The sequence below is a fragment of the Chryseobacterium sp. WX genome (assembly GCF_029542485.1).
Classification (GTDB): Bacteria; Bacteroidota; Bacteroidia; order Flavobacteriales; family Weeksellaceae; genus Chryseobacterium; species Chryseobacterium cucumeris.
In genome coordinates, this window is record NZ_CP120710.1 from 2994736 (window position 1) to 3016807 (window position 22072).

The 22072-nt window shown below is 36.5% G+C and carries 17 protein-coding genes and 1 riboswitch; of the genes, 6 read left to right on the forward strand and 11 right to left on the reverse strand.

The features are described from left to right. Positions 1-6: 6 nt before the first annotated feature. Both xerD and PZ898_RS13460 read left to right on the forward strand, forming a co-directional pair. Positions 7-921, forward strand: a complete 915-nt coding sequence (xerD, locus tag PZ898_RS13455) for a site-specific tyrosine recombinase XerD (protein WP_034692523.1) — start codon at positions 7-9, stop codon at positions 919-921. Next, positions 918-1430 (forward strand): NUDIX domain-containing protein, encoded by a 513-nt coding sequence (locus tag PZ898_RS13460; protein WP_277693544.1) that lies wholly within the window; start codon positions 918-920, stop codon positions 1428-1430. The genes xerD and PZ898_RS13460 overlap by 4 nt, the downstream gene beginning before the upstream one ends. 103 nt (positions 1431-1533) lie before the next feature. Here the strand turns inward: PZ898_RS13460 and PZ898_RS13465 are convergent, their stop codons facing one another. From PZ898_RS13465 to PZ898_RS13505, 9 genes are all read right to left on the reverse strand, one after another. Further along, a complete protein-coding gene (locus PZ898_RS13465) occupies positions 1534-1992 on the reverse strand; it encodes a heme-binding domain-containing protein (RefSeq protein WP_123277657.1) in 459 nt (152 codons plus the stop codon). A 4-nt stretch (positions 1993-1996) separates the two neighbouring features. Continuing rightward, positions 1997-3775 (reverse strand): Ig-like domain-containing protein, encoded by a 1779-nt coding sequence (locus PZ898_RS13470; protein WP_062675987.1) that lies wholly within the window; start codon positions 3773-3775, stop codon positions 1997-1999. 25 nt (positions 3776-3800) lie between these two features. Further along, complete coding sequence (locus PZ898_RS13475) at positions 3801-5063, reverse strand: serine hydrolase domain-containing protein (protein WP_123277655.1); 1263 nt, start codon at positions 5061-5063, stop codon at positions 3801-3803. A 181-nt stretch (positions 5064-5244) separates the two neighbouring features. Next, complete coding sequence (locus PZ898_RS13480; protein WP_277693545.1) at positions 5245-6174, reverse strand: 2-hydroxyacid dehydrogenase; 930 nt, start codon at positions 6172-6174, stop codon at positions 5245-5247. A gap of 45 nt (positions 6175-6219) precedes the next feature. Continuing rightward, positions 6220-6606, reverse strand: coding sequence for a GxxExxY protein (locus PZ898_RS13485; protein WP_120233327.1), 387 nt, complete (start codon positions 6604-6606; stop codon positions 6220-6222). A 77-nt stretch (positions 6607-6683) separates the two neighbouring features. Then, positions 6684-7226, reverse strand: a complete 543-nt coding sequence (locus tag PZ898_RS13490; protein ID WP_062675990.1) for an acyl-CoA thioesterase — start codon at positions 7224-7226, stop codon at positions 6684-6686. Then, the gene (locus PZ898_RS13495; RefSeq protein WP_277693546.1) at positions 7214-7966 is read right to left on the reverse strand and encodes a hypothetical protein; all 753 of its coding nucleotides are present in this window, start codon (positions 7964-7966) and stop codon (positions 7214-7216) included. The genes PZ898_RS13490 and PZ898_RS13495 overlap by 13 nt, the downstream gene beginning before the upstream one ends. 177 nt (positions 7967-8143) lie before the next feature. Continuing rightward, the gene (locus tag PZ898_RS13500) at positions 8144-10261 is read right to left on the reverse strand and encodes an outer membrane beta-barrel protein (protein WP_277693547.1); all 2118 of its coding nucleotides are present in this window, start codon (positions 10259-10261) and stop codon (positions 8144-8146) included. A gap of 102 nt (positions 10262-10363) precedes the next feature. Continuing rightward, positions 10364-10453, reverse strand: a riboswitch (TPP riboswitch). Positions 10454-10620: 167 nt separating this feature from the next. Further along, positions 10621-11391: a WG repeat-containing protein gene (locus PZ898_RS13505; RefSeq protein ID WP_062676122.1), complete on the reverse strand. Its 771-nt coding sequence runs from the start codon at positions 11389-11391 to the stop codon at positions 10621-10623. A 287-nt stretch (positions 11392-11678) separates the two neighbouring features. Here PZ898_RS13505 and PZ898_RS13510 point away from each other — a divergent pair, with 287 nt between their 5' ends. Continuing rightward, a complete protein-coding gene (locus PZ898_RS13510; RefSeq protein WP_062675993.1) occupies positions 11679-14462 on the forward strand; it encodes a bifunctional aconitate hydratase 2/2-methylisocitrate dehydratase in 2784 nt (927 codons plus the stop codon). Positions 14463-14777: 315 nt separating this feature from the next. After that, on the forward strand, positions 14778-17045 hold the full coding sequence (locus tag PZ898_RS13515) for an aconitate hydratase (RefSeq protein WP_277693548.1): 2268 nt from the start codon (positions 14778-14780) through the stop codon (positions 17043-17045). Between the two features lie 145 nt (positions 17046-17190). Here the strand turns inward: PZ898_RS13515 and PZ898_RS13520 are convergent, their stop codons facing one another. Together PZ898_RS13520 and PZ898_RS13525 are read right to left on the reverse strand one after the other, a co-directional pair. Beyond that, positions 17191-17868 carry a LytTR family DNA-binding domain-containing protein gene (locus PZ898_RS13520; protein ID WP_062675994.1) on the reverse strand — a complete coding sequence of 226 codons (678 nt, stop codon included), beginning with the start codon at positions 17866-17868 and terminating at the stop codon, positions 17191-17193. After that, positions 17861-18880: a histidine kinase gene (locus PZ898_RS13525; protein WP_277693549.1), complete on the reverse strand. Its 1020-nt coding sequence runs from the start codon at positions 18878-18880 to the stop codon at positions 17861-17863. Before PZ898_RS13525 ends, PZ898_RS13520 begins: the two co-directional genes overlap by 8 nt. Before the next feature lie 192 nt (positions 18881-19072). Between PZ898_RS13525 and PZ898_RS13530 the strand changes: the two genes are divergently transcribed. Both PZ898_RS13530 and PZ898_RS13535 read left to right on the forward strand, forming a co-directional pair. Continuing rightward, positions 19073-21196: an outer membrane beta-barrel family protein gene (locus PZ898_RS13530; RefSeq protein WP_277693550.1), complete on the forward strand. Its 2124-nt coding sequence runs from the start codon at positions 19073-19075 to the stop codon at positions 21194-21196. Between the two features lie 29 nt (positions 21197-21225). Continuing rightward, complete coding sequence (locus PZ898_RS13535) at positions 21226-22065, forward strand: DUF5694 domain-containing protein (protein WP_277693551.1); 840 nt, start codon at positions 21226-21228, stop codon at positions 22063-22065. Positions 22066-22072: the final 7 nt, after the last annotated feature.

The window sequence follows — 22072 nt, forward strand, 5'->3', positions numbered from 1 at the left end:
GCACAAATGACTTGGGATGAAAAGATCAAAGATTTTGAAATATTTCTTCGTTTCGAAAGAAATTTTTCAGAAAACACGCTCGACGCTTACGTTCGGGACATTAAGAAATTAAAAGATTACGCAGAAGAGGATCTGGAAAACGTCGGTCCAGACTCCATCGGTTACGAAAACCTGCAGGAATACATTTTCAATCTTTCCAAACAGAAATTCAGTGAGAGATCACAGGCAAGATGGATATCTTCCATCAAAGCTTTCTTCAAATTTCTGCTGGAGGATGAATATCGTGAAGACAATCCTGCGGCGTTACTTGAAGGCCCTAAACTTGGACTATATCTACCTGATACTTTAAGCCTGCCTGATATCAACAAAATTATTGCTGCTATTGAGGTCAATACAGATCTTGGAAAAAGAAACCACTGCATCATAGAGGTACTCTATGGATGCGGACTTCGTGTTTCTGAACTGATCGATCTGAAGATCTCCAATATCAATTTCAAAGAGCAATATATCAAGGTACACGGAAAAGGAAATAAAACCCGCTTTGTTCCTTTAGCTGATTATACGGCTGATTTGCTTGAAAGTTATATCAAAGAGGTGCGTTCTAAAGGAAAAGTCAATAAGAAATATGAAGATACTCTGTTCTTAAACAGCCGTGGGACTTCTATGTCCAGAGTAATCGTATTTCTTATTATCAAAGAACTTACAGATAAAGCAGGGGTTAACAAAAAAATATCGCCACACACATTCAGACATTCATTTGCAACCCATTTGTTACAGAATGGGGCAGATTTACGTTATATCCAGGAAATGCTGGGACACTCAAGTATTACGACAACGGAGATCTATACGCATCTGAAAACGGAAGAATTAAGGGATGTTATTTTGAGTTATCACCCGAGAAATATTAATATTGCTCAATGAAAATATTGAAATATTGCCCAAGCTGTGGCAAGGAGTCCTTACACTGGGATGGTGAAAAGAAATGGAGCTGTCCGGAATGTGGTTTTACTTTGTATAATAATGTGGCAGGTGCGGTAGCAGTTGTCATCAGATGTGGAGACGAAATTTATCTTACCAGAAGAAACAGAGATCCTAAAAAAGGGAAGCTCGATCTTGCAGGAGGATTTGTCGACCCTAAAGAAAGTGCAGAGGAAACCTGTAAAAGAGAACTTTTTGAAGAACTTCAGCTTGACATCAATATTTCGAACCTGAAATACCTTACCAGCCTTCCTAACATCTATCAATACAAGGAAATTGATTATAATACGATCGATCTCTTTTATGAATACAATGTTCCGGAAAAATTTGAGGTAAATCTTGAGCTCTCTGAGATTTCGGAAGCAGCCTGGATTCCTTTACAGGATCTGGATCTTGAAAATCTTGCTTTTGATTCTCAGAAGAGATTTTTCGAGAGCTATGTAAAGAAATAATTTTTGTAAAATATTCTCCCGCAGATTTTACAGACCGGACAGATATTTGTTTTAAACAATCTGCTCAGTTTGTAAAATCTGCGGGAGTTTTGTATTATAGAAACTAGTAGGTTTTAGTCTTCAGCATTTCTTCAAAATACTGAATCAGCAATGCTCTTTCCGCTTCTGAAAGATTGGCTTCTTTATGATAAACAATATAACCCGGCATCGGCATTGTTTTGTTCTGAATGGTCTGAACGGATTTAGTCAGCATATTTTCCTTCAGATCCTTATTATATGTTCCCCAGACAGAAAAATTAAGATGTTCGCGACCTTCATTCACGTGACTCTTCACAGACCATGAAACGGGAGCAATAAAAGCATATTTCGGATAAACCGTTTCATTGGAATGACAGTCATAGCATGCATTTTTAAGCAGCGTTCTGATCTTTTCCGGTGATTTCCTTGCATCAACAAAGTTTACCTTCGTATCCACAGGCTGATTGGTTCTATCGATAGGAAAGAACTGAATCAGGGCAAACGCCACCAATGTCCAGAATATTATTTTCTTAGCGGTCTTCATCAACTTACTTTACTGGCGTTAAAACAGCATTTTGAGATTTTAATTCTTTTTTAGCTTCCTGTTTCACTTCAGTCGCAGCTGGTGGTGTTTCCACTACAGGAGTTGCTACAGCGGGCGTAGCTCCTTTGGGATTATCAAGTGTTCTGGTATCCTTCAGATCCCACTCTTCTCTTGTTTCCCATAGACCTCTAATGATCACTTTTTTATAGAAAATATAGGCATCTTCAGCAAAAACATCATTTGCAAAATCTGCTTCATCCCAATATTTATTCCCGTTATTATCTACCAGAATTCTCACAATATATTCTCCAGGTTTCAGGATATCAAATTTTACTTTGTCTCCTTTTATATATCTCTGATAGGCAATTTTATCTGAAGAATCCAGCAGCTGAATCCAATAATTTGTCGTAGGTGCATTAGAAATGGAGAATTCAACACTTCCAAACTGGTCTATCTTGTCAACATCAAAATCGAAACGCTTAGACTGAGTATTTTTTGCATAGAAAGAGGATACGGTTTCTTTAGGTACGGTAAGCTCATAACTTTTCCCCATCACAAAATCTGACTGAACCTGAATCTGATAAGGATTTGTTTCTGAAATTTTCGCAGTAAACGGTAATGTTGTTAAACTGTCTCCTTTCATCTTAAGTGTCCATTTTGAAGGATCGATTTTATCAACGATATAATTGGAAGATATCCTAAAATCTGACTTTGGAGCTAATGATTCACCTCCATTATCACTGTTGAGATCCATGACATTCTTTTTATTGTATCTGTAAAATAAAGACACGCTGTAGGCACTGTCTTTTTTCGGACCTTTATTATGGGTGAATATCAGTTTTTCATTAGCGTCCTGCCCTACATTATCTTTTACCGCATCAAACCAGATTCTTACAGAGTCTGATTTCGGAGTATGGGTTATTTTTACATCTTTCAGTTTCTCATTCAGCGACTGAACTTTTACTTCGTCAGGATTTCCTTCAAAAGTCATCAGAACACCTCCTGAGATTTCTTTCATTTCAACATACTTTACAGCCTTTTTGGAAGGATATACTTTTAAGTTTAACCCTGAAATAGATTTCTCAAAATTGATGGGATCTTTCTGGAAACCTACTTTTTCTTTACCCGGATCATACATAGAATTTCCATTCTCGTCTTCAAAAGCAATAATTTTATATTTCCCAGGAGTCAGATAGTTTAATTCGTAATATCCGTCTTCATCTACCTTTGTGATATAGTAAGGTTTTTTCTTGTAATCCATTGTATCTTTTAGCTGATACAATCCTACCACAAGTTTATTTTCTGCTGTAGTTCCTTCTTTCTTTTTAGTATTGAGAGCATCCTTCACTTCACCGCTGATATAAAGATCGTCCAATTTATCTCCTGTAGAAAAAGCAAAATTGAAATACCTTAGTATATTGGATTCGTTATTATCAACAATTGAGTTTCCAAAATTGAAATTATACGTTGTATTAGCCTGAAGGGTATCTGACCATTGAATCAGAACAAATTTGTTGGCAATATTGGACGGAAGAATCCTCGTTATCCCTTTAATGGGAGGTGAAATAATCAGGTTTTTATTGATATCCTTCAACGTCACATATTCATCAAAATCCAGACGGAGCTGGTGAATATCTCTTTTGACATTAATTCTTGTTGTATCAATGTTTGAACTTAAAAATTTCGGTGCCAGAGTATCTTTAGGTCCTCCAACAGGAGATCCTACTCTTGCACATGAATGTACAAGAAAACAGATAACGAATAATAAAAGAAACCTTTTCATGAAAATGTTTAGGCAAAAGTAAACATTATTCTCCAAAAACTTCCTGTCCGGAATTTAAAGTATCTTTATTGTCGTGCATCACCGTATGAAGTTTCTCTTTCTGTAAAGGGAAATCTTCAAATAATCCTGATAATGCAAGAGCTGTATATACTTTGTTTGAATATTTATTTCCAATAGCTACAATGGTAACCTTAGATTTTAAAAGATGGGCAAATACCGAGTTGGTGCCATGCCACCATCCGTTGTGATAGGTCAGCTTCTCGCCATTATCGAATATTTTCATTCTGAATCCTAACCCATAATTATTCATTCCTGCTTTCTCATTGCTGTAAGGAGTAAATACCATCTGCATCAGTTCCGGTTTCAGGAAATTTTTCGAAAACATTGCTTTTGAGAAGTTGTATAAATCTCTTGGTGTAGTGTACACATTTTTATCTCCGTAAATCAGATCAAGTCTGTCTAAAGGATACAACTTATTTCCTCCATAATAGAAAGACTGCGAAGCTGTAGGAATATCTTTTTCCTGGAAGATGTACGTGTTATTCATTTTCAGTGGTGTGAAAACCATTTCTTTCATCGCCTGAGGGAAAGGAGTTTTAGTCACTTTCTCAATTAATAAAGCCAATAAAGCAAAATTCGTGTTGCAATACATAAATCCTGTATCCGTATCTCTTGCCAGATCAGGTTTATATTTGATGATCATATTCAATACATCTTCGTTGGTAATAAAAGGCTTGGAAAGTTCTGCCGGAGCAGGTTGTATCTTGGTAATAAAATATTCATATTTTGGAAGACCGCTTCTTTGATCCAATAAAGTCTGAACGGTAACATTCGGATAGGGAAATCCTGGAAAAAACTGCGTAAGGTGATCCGTTAATTTTATTTTTCCGGCCTCTATCAGCTTCATCATGGCCATTGCCGTTAAAGTCTTTGAAACTGAAGCAACGTGCAAAGGTGTATTTTTATCGATTGGCATTTGGTTTCCTTCTCTTCCGAAACCTCTGTAATTTTCATACAGGATTTCATCGCCTTTGGCAACAAGAATTCCACCGCTAAGGTCTCCTCCTTCCCATATCTTTTTGTAATACTGATCTATATAACTTACGGTAGTTTGTCTGTTCAAAAGCTGTCCGTCACCCTTTGTAAAAATATCACTCAGATCTACATTTCCATAGTTGGGCAGATTGGTTGTATTTTCAGCCGAAACTTCTTTGGCTTCAGACTTTTTTTTACAGGAAAATATTGATAATAGAACAGTTAAAATAAGTACAAAATTACGCGTCGTCATGAGATTCAAAAATGAGCGGCAATTTAATAAAACTCAAAATAAATAATAAATATGAGGTGGATATTATGAATTATTTAACATAAGTGAAATAGAAAAGTAAAATGTTAAAGGGTAAAATCATCATAAAAGGCGGATTTACTTTTTGTATATCCGCCTTTTATATTTTATTTTTTTAAATATCTTAACAATGTGAAGCCACAATTTTATCTACAATAAACTGAGCCAGTTTTTCTTTACTTTGATGGGTCCATCCGGCAATATGGGGTGTGACAATAGCTTTCTCTGATTCAAGAAGATATTTCAGATCTTCATTTTCTGATTCAATGTTCTCAAAAGAAGACTTTTCATATTCCAAAACATCCAGACAAGCACCTTTCACTTTTCCTGATTTCAATGCTTGTACTAAACTTTTAGTTTCAACATTCTTTCCTCTTGCAGTATTCACAAAATAAAATTGCTTTTTCATTTCTGCAATGAATGTTTCATCTATAAGATAATGGGTTTCCGCAGTTAAAGGAATGTGTAAACTCACAATCTCTGCAGACTGCTTCAATTCATCCAATGAAACCTGTACTGCATATTCATCAGAAAGATCAGGAAGAATATCATGGAAAATCACCTTACATCCGAATCCTGAAAGTCTTTTCGCAGTAGCTTTTCCCATATTTCCATATCCGATAAGCCCTACAGTTTTTCCTAATAGCTCATCTCCTCTGTTTTCTTCACGTTTCCAGATCCCGTTTTTCACTTCCTGAGAAGCAATAAAAAGTCTGTTCATGATCACCAGTAACATTCCCACTACATGCTCAGCCACAGAATCTCTGTTTCCTTCAGGAGAATTGATCAATTGAATTCCCAGTTTTTCAGCAACAGGTATATCAATATTTTCCATTCCGGCTCCTACTCTGGCAATGAACTTCAGGTTCTTCCCTTTTTCCAGAAAGTTTTTGTCTAGTGGAATACGGCTTCTGATAATAATTCCGTCATATTTCTCAATTTTATCACAAACCTCATCATAAGACGATGTAAAATCCTCTTCTAAAATAAAATTCTGAGCCAAAAGCTGTTCAGTGATGAGAGGATGGTTTTTATCTAAAAGAAGTATTTTCATAGTTTAAACACAAATGACACTAATTTATTTCACAAATAGCACAAATTATAAAGTACCGTTAATTACTCTCTTAACACCATTTTTAAACTGAAGTGTATTGAAGTTGATCAACATCCCAAGTTTACAATTACTTAGGCGAAGGTAGGTAAGTATTTGCGCTAAATGAATATCCTGTAATGATTCTATAGATTTTATTTCCAGCACAAATTTTTCCTCAATCAAAAAGTCAAGTCTATAACCAACATCCATTTTAACTTCATCATAAATTAATGGCATCGGTTTTTGTCTTTCTACAAGAATATCATGTTTACTTAATTCATAAAACAGGCATTCTTCATAAGCACTTTCCAAAAGTCCAGGTCCTAAAGACTTATGAACTGTATACCCTGCTTCGTAGACTATTTTTGATATATCATTTTCTGAAATATCCATTTTGCTTATTTTTTTCATCTTACTGAGCACAAACCATTTGTGAAAATTTGTGCCAGTCATTTGTGTTTTTTTGTGTTTTATTTTTTGTCTTTCTTAGACTCCTGCGGTTCCTGGAATAGTTTTTTAAGTTCTACAGACTCCAAAGGTTTCATTCTTCCGGAAAGGATCAATGAAAGTTCTTTTCTACGGAATGCTGCGGCAAATCTTTCTTTTTCTTCCTCTGTTTCAGGAATCATTTCCGGAATAGGAATTGGACGGTTGAATTCATCTACTGCAACGAAAGTATAAATCCCGGCATTCGTATGAACTTTTTTCTGATTGATAGGATCATCCAACCATACATCTACATACACTTCCATGGAAGTGGAAAATGCTCTGGAAACTTTAGATTCAAGCACCACAACTCCTCCTTCCGGAATCGGATGGTTGAAAGATACGTGGTTTACAGAAGCTGTAACTACTCTTCTTTCGCAGTGTCTTGCTGCAGAAATAGACGCACAACGGTCCATTTTTGCTAAAAGTTCACCACCGAAAAGGTTTCTTAGAGAATTGGTTTCGTTCGGAAGAACGATATTGGTCATAATAGTCAGAGATTCTGACGCTTTTTTTATTTTTGCCATCTAGTCTTAGTGTTGTTTGGGACAGCCGGGGCAGATTGTTTTACTTTTCCGGCGGGTTTTACTAATGAATCTTTTTTCAAAGAATCTGAAACGGATGTTTCCGGGGTATGTACCATTACTTTCACCGTATCTTTTACAATTCTATGGGTGGAAGTCTGTACAGAAACATTATTGAAAGATTTTTTTCCAAAAAGAAGTTCCTGTTGGCTAAACGCCAGGTATAAAATCCCAAGAACCGGAATAACCAGAAGGAAAATCCAAAGAATTGTTTTTTTGAATTTAAAATCCTTTTCGCGATTCACTGTGGTATTCACTTTTTCCCCGTTATTGATATCTGAGAATCTGATTTCTTCCAATCCGTAAAAGTCTGGACGTCCGGATTCTATTCTTTTTCCCTTGAAATGAGTGTGTCCTTCTTCAATGAAGACTGTTCCAAGGTTTTGAATTTCAAGAACCTGTTCGGCCTGAAGTTTTTTCTTCCAAAAATCAGTCTGAATTTTAAGATCACTTTTTGAAGCTTCCAGAGACATTTGTTTTTGTTCTGCAATAAAAGCAGCAAGATCTTCAGTCTGTACTTCGTAATCTATTGTAAACTCAATCTGACTGGCCGGAGGCAGAATGCTTCCGTTTTCAGAATTAATAATTGCCTTAGAATTTTTCAGTGAAAACACCCCAAAGCCTGGAACTGTGGCAGTTCCAAATTGTTTTAAGTATTCTAAAATATATGCTGAAATATTCATTTGGCAGCAAATTTATAACTTTTTCGTGACTTTTTGTAATATTTAATGGATATAAAAAAGACTGCCGAAACAGTCTTTTACTTATTCTGTAGTAAAACAGATATACTGTTATTCAAACTGCTTTTTTTAAGCTTAAAAGGTCAAAACTGTTAAAAAGCAAAAAGGCCGATTTGTCAATTACTGAATTTTCCAGCTCACTCCAAACATAAAATTCGTTCCTGCCTGAGAAAAATAATAAGGCTGCCCATCATAAACAGATCCGTTATTCACATATTTCTTATTGAACAGGTTATTCACCAATAACTTCAATGCAATTTCATTATTGGCAATTTTAAACTGGTACTGAGCATTGAAATCTGTAAGGAAATAATCTTTAAGCTGCAGATTGGCATCTTCGGTATTATCCAGATATTGTTTTCCTACATACTGATTCATTAAAGCAAACTGGAAATTTTTTGTAGGATTGAATTTCAAGCCTAAATTGGCTATAACATTTGGAGAAAATGAAATCTGAGTATTTCCAAGGCTTTTAGGAACATCACCATTCTGAATATTAAAATCCTGATTTCTGTTCTGGCTTAATGTTACGTTACCGGAAACCTCCCATTGTTTGGATAGTTTTGCCAAAGCACCAACCTCAATACCTCTTCTGTAGCTCTTCCCTGAATTTGTTCTGATAAATGCCCCTACGTTATTCAGTTCTCCGTTCAGAACCAATTGGTTCACATAATACATATAATACACATTCGCAGTAAAAGAAACGATTCCGAACTGTTTTTCAAAACCGGCTTCAATATCGTGAAGCTTTTCTGCTTTTACATCATTATTAGCCATCAGATCGTCTCTGTTGGGTTCACGATGGGCGTGGGCGTAAGAAAGGAATATTTTACCTCCGTCAATTCTGTAATTTACTCCGGCTTTTGGATTAAAAAACAGCCAGTTTTTACTTAAATCTGCTCCTTCACCATCACCAGCCGTCAGAATCTTTGTGTTGTAATTTATTTTTCTGAGCTGCAAATCACCAAAGAATTCAAAATTATTCAATCTTAATAAAGCTTTTGCAAAACCAGACACCTCATTCTTTACAGAGCGATTTCTGTAATATTCGCTTTCATCAATCTGAGGAAAAAATACTCCTGTTACATTTCCATAGTGTCTTCCGTAATACTGATTGACCACAGCACCAAAGTTCAAATCTAAATTTTCAAACTTTCCGTACAATGTAGAAACCATTCCGTAGAAATCGTTATTCAGCCATTTTTTTCTGATAAAGTCTGAAGCTTTTATCGTTTCTCCTCCTTCTGTTATATTGGGAAGGTTATATCTTGAAAAAGGATCTCCCTGCTTGTAGTTTTCATAATATCCCTTTCCTTTTGTATAGTGGAACGTGGTTTCCAGATTCCAGCGGTCGTTGAATTTCTGTTCCCAAAGCAACTGATAATGGTTCTGTCTGTAGTTATCCGTTTCATTATCATAGAAACTTACAATATTCTCCCAGTTGGCATCATAAATGGCTCCTGAAATATTGAATTTAGGATCAGTCTCCCAGGTTTTACGATCAATCCCGTTCCATGCCTGATATGTTTTCTCTTTTCCACCAAAAGCCATTAAACGTAATTTCGTGTTTCCTTCTTCAAATAAGGCAGTGAAATTATAAGAATGTAAGTTGGATGAAGCTCTGTCGATGTATCCGTCAGAATGAATATGAGTATATCTTCCCATCACAGAAAGTCGGTTTTTCCAGAATTTCCCTGAGCCAATTTCTGCTGAATATTTATAAGTATTAAATGATCCGTAGCTGTCATCCGTTTTAAAATAAAATTTCTCTTCAGGATCCTTAGAAAGTACGTTAATACTTGCTCCGAAGGCAGAAACCCCGTTATTGGAAGTTCCTACTCCTCTCTGAATGACAATCTGTGAGGCAGAACTTGTCAAATCCGGAACGTTGACAAAAAAGGTTCCCTGACTTTCAGAGTCGTTGTATGGAACACCGTTCATCATGACATTGATGGCACTTCCCGAAACACCACGAATTCGGAAACCTGTATATCCTACCCCGTTTCCGGCATCTGACGTCGAAATAATGGAAGTTTGATTTTTCAAAAGAATAGGAAGATCCTGTCCCAGATTCTTACTGTCCAGATCTTTCTGTACATTGATGATTTCCTTTGCTACCGGAAGCCTTTTGGTAAAGTTGACTGCTTCAATTTCCCTCACCTTTAGGGAATCTTTATTCTGAGCCTGTATAAAAGCTACTGAGCCTACACTAAGCCCTAAAAAAAATAATCCTTTCATTCTATAAATCTTTAACATTTAATGAATAAAAGGGGTTGAGCAATAATGTAACAATTTTATTAATTTAACAGTCTAGCAATTGGTATATTGTTATACTGTTTCATTGGTACATTTTCAATTCCCTAAACAGCATTACCTGTTCCAGGTTCATTGGGTATAATCTCAGCCTGTTAAAGCACCCCTTTATTTCAACCGCAAAATTACAAAAAATATATGAACTGCGATCGGGTTACGAGATGCGGGCTTTTGAATATCAGATTACGTGGTAAATAAATAGTTACAGAATGGAAAAAACACTATGAAAAATAGGAGTTATAAAATGAATCATTCATCATTCATCATTCATCATTTATAATTATTTAGTAAGTTTTGTTGTTGGCGTCTATGTAATAGTAATTGGAACCATCTTTTGTCACTTCAAACATCTTACCGAGTTTCCAGCTGAAATTTCTTTTAATATTGGAATATTCAAACGGAATAATAACTTTATTGTTAACATCAATGATTCCAAATTTATCATTATTGGAAGCAACAATCATTGGATTAGCTACATCATCCCCTTCAAGAATGAACAGATACTGATATTGAGGATAAATCTGATATTGTCTGTAATCTGCGGCATTTACAAATTTTGATTTTTCAATGATTCCGTAAAAACCATTCAGGATATAAGCCTGGAATAACTGTTGTTTATATTCTTCAAATTTACATTTTCCAAAATCGGTATCTTTAAACTGATAGACTCGCTTCCCAGACTTATCTATACGGTAAGAAATCATATTTTTCTCTACCGTAGCATAGTCTTTTGTTCCAAATTTTCTCACTTTTTCATTAGGAGAATTCAGAAGGTTGCAGTCTTCATAAAAAAATACGGCAATATGATATTCCGGCTGGATAATAAATTTCCCGTTCTGATTGACATACCCGAACTGATCTCCTTTTTTCTTAGGAATCAAAACAGGAAGATCTTTGTTGATCACCACCAGATCAGCATTAGGTTTGCTGGCTGAAGCTGCTTTTTTAGCCGTGGTTTTCGGTCCTTTCTTCGCAGGGATTTTCTTCACAGATCGGGTCTGTGAGAAAACGAAAATCGAAATAAAAACACATAAAACATTCAGGATATTTTTCATATTCTCCATTTGATTACAAAAATACGACCAAAAATAGATATTATAAAATTCATATTTATAAAGAATCTAAATAATTTCATTCTTATAAAATTGTAAAATTTCGTAATTTTGGAAACATTTTGAAATGTTTGATAATTTTAAAAAACTTTTGAAAAAGTGTAGATTATGCTGACTTTATTCGGTTAATGTTGCATCAAAATGCGAGAACTCAAAATGTCATTAATTGTATTTATACACCCCGGTAAAGAAAAAGCAGGCCTACCTTTAATTTTGAAAGACCTTCTATTATGAGTATTTATAAGGATTACATCAAAGAGATTGAAGAAAGAAAAACCCAGGGGCTTCATCCAAAGCCAATTGATGGTGCTGAATTACTAAGCGAAATCATTGCACAAATTAAAGATTCAGGTAATGCTGACCGACCGGACTCTCTTAAATTTTTCATTTATAACACACTACCCGGAACAACAAGTGCAGCGGGAGTAAAAGCAAAATTTTTAAAAGAAATTATTCTGGGTGAATCCGTAGTAGAAGAAATTTCCCCGGCATTTGCCTTTGAATTATTATCTCATATGAAAGGCGGACCTTCTATTGAGGTGCTGCTGGACCTTGCTTTAGGTAATGATGCAGCGATTGCCAAAGAAGCTGCCAACGTTCTTAAAACTCAGGTTTTCCTTTATGAAGCAGATACGAACCGTCTGAAAGAAGCATTCAACAGCGGAAACGAAATTGCAAAAGAAATCCTTGAAAGCTACGCAAAAGCTGAATTCTTCACTAAACTTCCTGAAGTTGCTGAAGAAATTAAAGTAGTTACTTATATTGCTGGTGAAGGAGATATTTCTACAGATTTACTTTCTCCGGGTAATCAGGCTCACTCAAGATCAGACCGTGAACTTCATGGAAAATGTATGATCACTCCTGAAGCTCAGGAAGAAATCAAAGCTTTACAGGCAAAGCATCCTGATGCAAGCGTTATGCTGATCGCTGAAAAAGGAACAATGGGTGTTGGATCATCCAGAATGTCCGGAGTAAACAACGTGGCTCTTTGGACAGGAAAACAGGCCAGCCCATATGTACCATTCGTTAACATTGCTCCTATTGTAGGAGGAACAAACGGTATTTCTCCGATCTTCCTTACCACAGTAGACGTTACCGGAGGTATCGGTATTGACCTTAAAAACTGGGTAAAGAAAGTTGACGAAAACGGAAACCCGGTTCGTAATGAAAACGGTGACATTGTTCTTGAAGAAGCATATTCAGTAGCAACAGGAACTGTTTTAACAATCAATACAAAAGAAAAGAAATTATATAACGGCGACCAGGAACTGATCGACCTTACCAAATCTTTCACTCCGCAAAAGATGGAATTCATCAGAGCAGGAGGATCTTACGCGGTCGTATTTGGTAAAAAACTACAGACATTTGCTGCTCAGGTTTTAGGTATTGAAGCGCCGACGGTTTTTGCTCCTTCAAAAGAAATTTCTCATGAAGGACAGGGACTTACTGCTGTAGAAAAGATTTTCAACAGAAATGCTGTGGGAACTACCCCAGGAAAAGTTCTGCACGCAGGATCAGACGTTCGTGTCAAAGTGAATATTGTAGGTTCACAGGATACCACAGGGCTTATGACTGCTCAGGAGCTTGAATCTATGGCCGCAACTGTAATCTCTCCTACTGTAGACGGAGCTTACCAGTCAGGATGTCACACCGCTTCCGTTTGGGATAAAAAAGCTCAGGCTAACATTCCTAAGCTGATGAAATTCATGAACGAGTTCGGACTGATTACAGCCCGTGACCCGAAAGGTGAATACCACGCCATGACTGACGTTATCCACAAAGTTCTTAATGACATCACTGTTGACGAGTGGGCCATCATCATTGGTGGTGACTCTCACACAAGAATGTCCAAAGGAGTAGCTTTCGGAGCAGACTCAGGAACTGTGGCTCTTGCTTTGGCTACAGGTGAAGCATCAATGCCAATTCCGGAATCTGTAAAAGTAACCTTCAAAGGAAACATGAAAGAACACATGGATTTCCGTGATGTGGTTCATGCAACACAGGCTCAGATGTTGAAGCAGTTTGGAGGAGAAAACGTATTCCAGGGTAGAATCATTGAGGTTCACATCGGAACACTTCCTGCTGATCAGGCATTTACATTTACAGACTGGACTGCTGAGATGAAAGCAAAAGCTTCTATCAACATTTCTGAAGATAATACTTTGATCGAATCACTGGAAATTGCAAAAGGCAGAATCCAGATCATGATCGATAAGGGTATGGATAACCACAATAAAGTTCTTCAGGGATTAATTGACAAAGCAAATAAGAGAATTGAAGAGATCAGATCAGGAGAAAAACCTGCTTTAACTCCGGATTCAAATGCTAAATATTACGCTGAAGTAGTTGTAGATCTTGACGTAATTGTCGAGCCAATGATTGCTGACCCGGATGTAAACAATGATGATGTATCCAAGAGATATACTCACGATACCATCAGAGATCTTTCTTACTATGGTGGTGAGAAAAAAGTAGACCTTGGTTTCGTAGGATCTTGTATGGTCCACAAAGGAGACCTTAAGATTGTTTCTCAAATGCTTAGAAACATTGAAAAGCAACAAGGTAAGGTAGAATTCAGTGCTCCTCTTGTAGTAGCAGCCCCTACTTACAACATCATTGATGAATTAAAGGCAGAAGGAGACTGGGAATTATTAGAAAAATATTCAGCTTTTGAATTTGATGATAACGCTCCAAAAGGAGAGGCCCGTGTTGAATATAAAAACGTGATGTACCTTGAGCGTCCTGGATGTAACCTTTGTATGGGTAACCAGGAAAAAGCAGCTAAAGGAGATACTGTTTTAGCAACATCTACCCGTCTTTTCCAGGGAAGAGTAGTGGAAGATTCTGAACGTAAAAAAGGAGAATCTCTGCTTGCTTCAACTCCGGTTGTTGTTCTTTCTGCGATTATCGGAAGAATTCCTAGCATTGATGAGTACAAAGCTGCAGTGGAAGGAATCGACCTTACTACTTTCGTTCCTTCTATTAAAGAATTAACAAGTACAAGCGCTCACTAAGAGATTGATAATAAGTCGCAAGACTATTGAATAACTATATTATTGGAAGATTTTAGTCCTTAAGGATTTAAAATCTTCCAATTTTTTGTTTAGAACGTTTCTATTTTAAGATAATTACGTTTTTTTTTCGATAAAAGCTGGAAAATAAATTCTAATTTTTCTTAAATTGAAAGTTATAAAATCTATTGATTTCAGAATCAAAAACACCCTGTTTATGGATTATAGGAACGTTTTTTGATGCATAGATAAGTGATTTTCTTTTTCAACACAGGGAAAAGAAGCATTAACGGAACAAGAACAAAACTAAAATACGATATGACTTTTGATATTGATATGATCAAAAAGGTGTACGAACGTTACCCTGAAAGAATTGCAGCAGCAAGACAAATCGTGGGAAAACCTCTTACCCTTTCAGAAAAAATCCTTTACACCCACCTTTGGGAAGGAAATGCTACACAAGCGTATGAACGAGGAAACTCTTATGTGGACTTTGCACCGGACAGAGTAGCGATGCAGGATGCTACCGCACAGATGGCACTTTTACAGTTTATGCAGGCAGGAAAAGCTAAAGTGGCTGTTCCTTCTACTGCTCACGCGGATCACCTTATCCAGGCTAAAGTAGGTGCCGACAAAGACTTACAGGAAGGGATCAACAAAAACTCCGAAGTATTCAACTTCTTAAGCTCTGTATGCGATAAATACGGAATCGGATTCTGGAAACCGGGAGCAGGTATCATTCACCAGGTTGTACTGGAAAATTATGCCTTCCCTGGAGGAATGATGATTGGTACCGACTCGCACACGGTAAACGCCGGCGGATTGGGAATGGTAGCCATTGGTGTAGGAGGTGCTGATGCGGTAGACGTAATGGCAGGAATGGCCTGGGAGCTTAAAATGCCTAAACTTATCGGGGTAAAATTAACCGGTAAAATGAATGGATGGACTTCTGCAAAAGACGTGATCTTAAAAGTTGCCGGAATTCTTACCGTAAAGGGAGGTACAGGATGTATCGTGGAATATTTCGGTGAAGGTGCAGAATCTCTTTCCGCAACGGGTAAAGGTACGATCTGTAACATGGGTGCTGAAATCGGGGCTACCACGTCTACTTTCGGATATGATGATTCTATGAGAAGATATCTTTCCGCTACAGGAAGACAGGACGTAGTAGATGCCGCTGATAAAATTGCAGAGCACTTAACAGGTGATGCTGAAGTATATGCTAACCCTGAACAATATTTCGATCAATTAATAGAAATCAACCTTTCTGAACTGACTCCTCACTTAAACGGACCTTTCACTCCGGACTTAGCAACTCCAGTGGCTGAATTCAGAGCTAAAGCTGAAGCTAACGGATGGCCGTTAGAAGTGGAATGGGCACTTATCGGTTCTTGTACCAACTCTTCTTATGAAGATTTATCAAGAGCTGCATCCATTGTAGAGGATGCAGTGTCAAAAGGGGTAAAACCTAAAGCAATCTTAGGAATCAACCCTGGTTCTGAGCAGGTGAAATTTACAGCGGAAAGAGACGGATTCTTAGATTCTTTCAGAAAATTTGAAAACGCAAGAATCTTTACCAACGCTTGTGGACCATGTATCGGACAATGGGACAGAGAAGGTGCGGAAAAAGGAGAGAAAAACTCTATTATCCATTCTTTCAACAGAAACTTTGCAAAAAGAGCTGACGGTAACCCAAACACCCACGCATTTGTAGCTTCTCCTGAAATGGTAGCTGCTGTAGCGATCTCAGGAAGACTGGACTTTAACCCGATTACTGATACTTTAACGAACGAAGCTGGCGAACAGGTAAAACTTAACGAGCCTAAAGGTTTCGAACTTCCTTCAAAAGGATTTGCTGTAGACGACAACGGATACCAGGCTCCATCAGAGGACGGTTCTAAAGTTGTTGTGAATGTAAGCCCAACTTCAGACAGACTTCAGTTATTGGAAGAATTCCCTGCATGGGATGGTAAAAACATTACCGGAGCAAGAGTATTGATCAAAGCTTTCGGAAAATGTACTACCGACCACATTTCTATGGCTGGACCATGGCTGAAATACAGAGGTCACCTGGATAATATTTCAAACAACATGTTGATTGGAGCAGTGAATGCTTACAACATGGAAACCAATAAAGTTAAAAATGAATTAACCGGTGAATACGGTGAAGTTCCGGCTGTACAAAGAGCTTATAAAGCGGCAGGTATTCCAACAATTGTTGTAGGAGATCAGAACTATGGTGAAGGTTCTTCCAGAGAACACGCAGCCATGGAACCAAGACATCTTGGTGTGAAAGCTGTATTGGTAAAATCATTCGCGAGAATCCACGAAACGAACCTTAAAAAACAGGGAATGCTTGGAATTACTTTCGCTAATGAGGCAGACTATGACAAGATCCTAGAAGATGATGTTGTTAATTTCTTAGATCTTGATCAATTCGCTCCAGGAAAACAACTGACTTTAGAATTCATTCATACCGATGGAACTAAAGATATCATTATGGCCAACCATACTTACAATGATCAGCAAATTGATTGGTTTAAGGCCGGTTCAGCGCTAAATCTGATCAAACAACAGGAAAAATAAGATTAATTGTTAGATTAATTAATAGAAAGGCGGCTTCAACTGAAGTCGTCTTTTTTTATTTCAACTTACTTGGTCTGAACTTGGTAAATATTCTAAACTTTACAGGTTTTAGGAACCTGTTTCAAATGAATATCATGATATTCCATCACTTTAATCTATCCAAAAGGCCTGCCCTATAACTTTCTCCAATAGGAATCTCGTATTCAGGAAGAATCACTTTTTTCGCTCCAATACTTTTGACTTTATCCAGGTTGACGATGAAAGATTTATGAATCCGAACAAATGTTGCAGGAAGCTGGTTTTCCATTGATTTAAGAGTATCCAGAACGATAAACTCATCATTTTCAGTCCGGATATTGACATAGTCTTTTATACTTTCAATATAAAGAATCGTCTGAAAGCCGATACGATGCCTCTGCCCGGAAGATTTTACAAAGAAATGGGTATTTTCTTCCTGTGGAAAAGAAAATCGCTCCTGAGCCTTTAATACACTCTTTTGAAATCTTTCAAATGAAATAGGCTTCAGCAGGTAATCCACTACATTATGCTCATATCCTTCCAAGGCATACTCTGAATAAGCCGTTGTCAGAATATACTTTTGATCAGGTCCTACAATCTTCATAAAATTGATTCCTGTAAGCTCAGGCATCTGAATATCAAGAAAGATGAGGTCGGAATCATTTTTTTGCAGATACTCCAAGGCCAGAATAGGATTCTCTGTTGAAAATACCAATTCAAGAAAGGGAATCTTCTCTACATAATGTTCCAGAAGAGAGATGGCCAGTGGCTCATCATCCACAATGATGCATTTTATCTTATTCATCCCTTAAATCAATTTTTAAGTCTACAATAAATTCCGTCTCCGAATCTTTGATCTCAAGCTGGTGTTTAGGATACAATATTTCCAGTCTTTTTTTCACATTCTGAATTCCTATTCCAGAAACGGTGTCTTTCATTTTCTGTGTTTTAAAATTTAAAAGATAAAAATGCAGCACCTTATCATGATCTGAAATTTTCATATCAAAACCTTTATCACGAAAATCACCATGTTTAAAGGCATTCTCAACAAAAGGAACCAACAGCATGGGTGAGATCTTCAGATGAGGGTGTTGAATATCCTTTTGTATACTCAACAGTTCAGGATTTCTGATTCTAAGCTTCTCCAGCGCAATCAGACTGTCTATATATCCAATTTCCTTATCCAAAGAAATTGAGTCTTTTTCAAGATCTTTGGTACTGTATCTCAGCAATTGCCCAAGTTCTTCAATGGCCGGAAGTGCTTTATCTGACTTTTGATACACCAAAGAGTAAATATTATTTAATGAATTAAAAATAAAATGAGGATTGATCTGAGTCTTCAGTGCCTGTAACTCTGCCTGTTTTTTTTCAATCAGAAGTTGTTTTTTATCATTTTCAGCAACTCCGTATTTCTCCACGATCCACAAAATTCCGACAATGAAAACCGTCAGTGAAGCATTGTAAATATTATCTGTCAAATAATATAAAAGTCCGGTATCTTTATTATAATTTCTGAAACCAAGAGTAATTGGAAGCAGTACTTCTTCTATTCCATACCGAATGACACCAAAGCTTAATATAGAGATTAAAAAAACTAAAACTGCAGAATAAAGTTTCTCAAGATTTAATACTTTCGGAATAATAACAAGATACAAAAGATAAAAAGTAGAGATTTCAGTAATAAAATAGGTAAAGTTCAGCACATAAGTTTCAAATCCCCTTCGCTCAGGGAAAAAGAAATAAGGCGTAATGTTGTTCCCTATAAAATTGAAACACCAATAAAAAATCTGAAGCCAGATAATTTGCTTTTTATTCATATTCAAATATAAATCACTGTAGCGATACTCCATCTACTCTTTTCGATAAAAACCTGTTTTTTTCCGATGAAACTTTTTTGACACGCATAATGTTGCCCTTCATCTAAATGCTCTTTCCATTCAGAAGCCCTTCCAATACTTTTGTGAGAGAAATTTAACACAACCATTATTTTAATCTGTCATTAATATTCCATGAAAAAAGATTTTTTATTTATAGCTACCTTGATTTGTTCTTTAACAGCAGCACAAACAAAAGACACTATTAACGTCAACAAAATTGAAGCAGTGACGGTGAATGGTAAAAAAGTTCTGGTAGAACGTAAAGTGGATCGTCTTGTTTACAACGTTCAGAACTCAATGCTTTCACAGGGAAGCTCAGGGACTGAGGTTCTGGCGGGAACTCCTTTATTGCAGGTGGATGAAAACAAAGGACTTCTTTCTATTGCCGGAAAGAATGGGGTTTCTGTAATGGTGAATGACCGGATGCTGAATCTTTCCGGATCAGAACTCATCAATTATCTGAGAAATATTCGTTCTGAAAATATTTTGAAAATAGAAGTGATTACGACTCCACCTGCTAAATATGAAGCTCAGGGAAACAGCGGAATTATTAATATCATCCTCAAAAAGAATCAGAATCTTGGATGGAGCGGCTATCTGAATTCCAATTATACTCAAAAAACATATGCCGGTTTCAGCAGTGTGGCAGGAGTAAATTATCAAAACGAGAAGATAAAAGCTTCTGTAAAGGTGACGGGATATGACGGAGATAAAAGATCGGTAGAAAAATATAATATTATCGGCCAAAATTCTTCTGTCAGCAAGGATGACAGAAGAGATATGAATGACGGACTTGGGCTGAATGCCAATTTCGACTATTCTCTTTCTAAAAGTTCCAATATAGGATTGGTATACGACATTACAAAAGGACATACCAATATGGATATCAATTCGACACAAAGTTACTTTACAGATGGTACGTCTACTTTGCAAACAGAGACAGATTCAAAGCATCGGTCTCCTTTTACTACCCAAATGCTTAATCTCTATTTTGATCAAAAACTGGGTGAACATAAACTTAGTTTCGGATCTAATTATTATGGAAATTTGCCCGATACTGAAGTTAATTTTACAACAAAAAATCTTGCCACTAATGCCACTCAGATCGTTAGAAATCGCTCTACGGTAGATTATAAAATATACTCCGGACAAGCAGACTTGACTTTAAATTTCAAAAAAATTCAATTGGAAACAGGTACGAAATACAGCCAGTTTTCTAATAATTCAGATATAGAATATTTTAATTTCACCAATGGGAATTATATCATAGATCCGGCAAAGAGTAATCTTTTTGATTATGATGAAAAGAATTATGCAGCTTATATCAGTGCCAGTAAGGACCTAGGTGAAAAATGGTCTGTAAAGGCCGGACTTCGTTATGAATATTCACAAACAAGCGGCTTCTCTCCTACTACGCAATCAAAATCGGAGAATAATTACGGAAAGTTTTTCCCAACAGCTTATGTCTCTTATAAAGCCAATGAAAACAATCAGTTCAGTATTAATTATTCACGAAGAATCAACCGGCCTTACTTCCGAGCTTTAGATCCGTTCCGATGGTATTCTAATCCCAATACGTATTATACAGGAAATCCAAGTCTGCAGCCATCTTTCAATCATAACATCGAATTCAATTATATTTTTAAAAGTAAATTTTCTACCAATCTTTATTATCAGAGAACAACGAATAATTTTGACCAGATTTCCTTTCTGAATGGGATTAACCTTGTCAGTACCTACGAAAACTATTATAGTCAGAATGTTTACGGAATCAATCTCAATTATACGAACACCTATTTCAAAATCTGGGAAAGTAATATCTCTACTTCCTTCAGCTATAATGAAACTCAGATTACAAGATTCAATCTGGTTGCTAAAAATGGACAGTCATTTTATTTTTCTTTGAACAATACCTTCCAGCTGAATAAGGCAAAAACATTTATGCTATTTGTCAACTACTGGAACAATCTTCCTTCCAGAGACGGATATTTTTCTGCGAAAAACAGTGCAAGCCTGGATGCAGGATTAAAGATGAGCTTTGCAGAAAAGGCACTTCAGGTCAATCTTTCAGTGAGTGATATTTTCAGACAATCCGGATTAAGGGCTGATATGTACTTTACCGATAACACACAGTCCTTCAACAACTATTGGGATGCCAGAAGAATGACACTCAGCATCACTTATAATTTTGGAAATCAGAAAGTAAAATCAAATAACAGAACGGTGAATTTCGAAGAGAAAAACCGTGCACAATAATAATGTAATATTAATTAAAAAATAAAATCATGAAAACTTTTATTTATATTTTTCTTGTATTCATGTCTACATCAGTGTTTGCTCAAAAAAAACCTTCCGATTATTTTAAAAATCCAAAGACAAAAGTTTTGGTTGTCGGATCATTTCATTTTGATTACCCAAATCTTGATGCCAATAAAATCAATACAGAAGATCAGATAGATGTACTTTCTCCTAAAACTTCAAATGAAGTCACCGAGCTTGTAGAATATATCAAAAGATTTAAGCCAACAAAAATTGCAATTGAGGCCTGGCCAAGCTGGAATGCTAATCAAAAGCTTAAGGAATACAATGACGGCAAACACCGGGACAAAAGAGACGAACGTTATCAGCTTGCTATGAGAATCGCCAGGGACCTTAAAATAAAAGAACTGTTCAGCATTGATGCGGAATCTATTTGGGATGATCTTCAGAAGAAGTTTGGAAAAAGCGATTCTTCATTTTTTAATACCCTCAGCAAAGAGTATGATTTTAGAAGTAATGATGCAATTTCTCAACAATTTAACAGGTTTTTCAAGAGTTCTGAACCTAAAAATTTCAAATCGCTCTTAGACACTTTTATTTATATGAATTCCAAAGAAAGCCATCAATATGGATATGGGGCTTATCTGAGCGGAGATTTTAAACTGAGAGAATATGATGGTGCAGATATGCTTGCTCTCTATTGGTACAGCAGGAATCTGAGAATGTTCCGCAATATTCAAAACATTCCTCATAATAATGAAGACAGAATTCTTGTTATTGCAGGAAATGGCCATGCGGCTGTATTAAGGCAACTTTTTACTTCTTCTGCAGAATATGATTTTATTGAATTTTCTTCATTAAAATAAATAAATT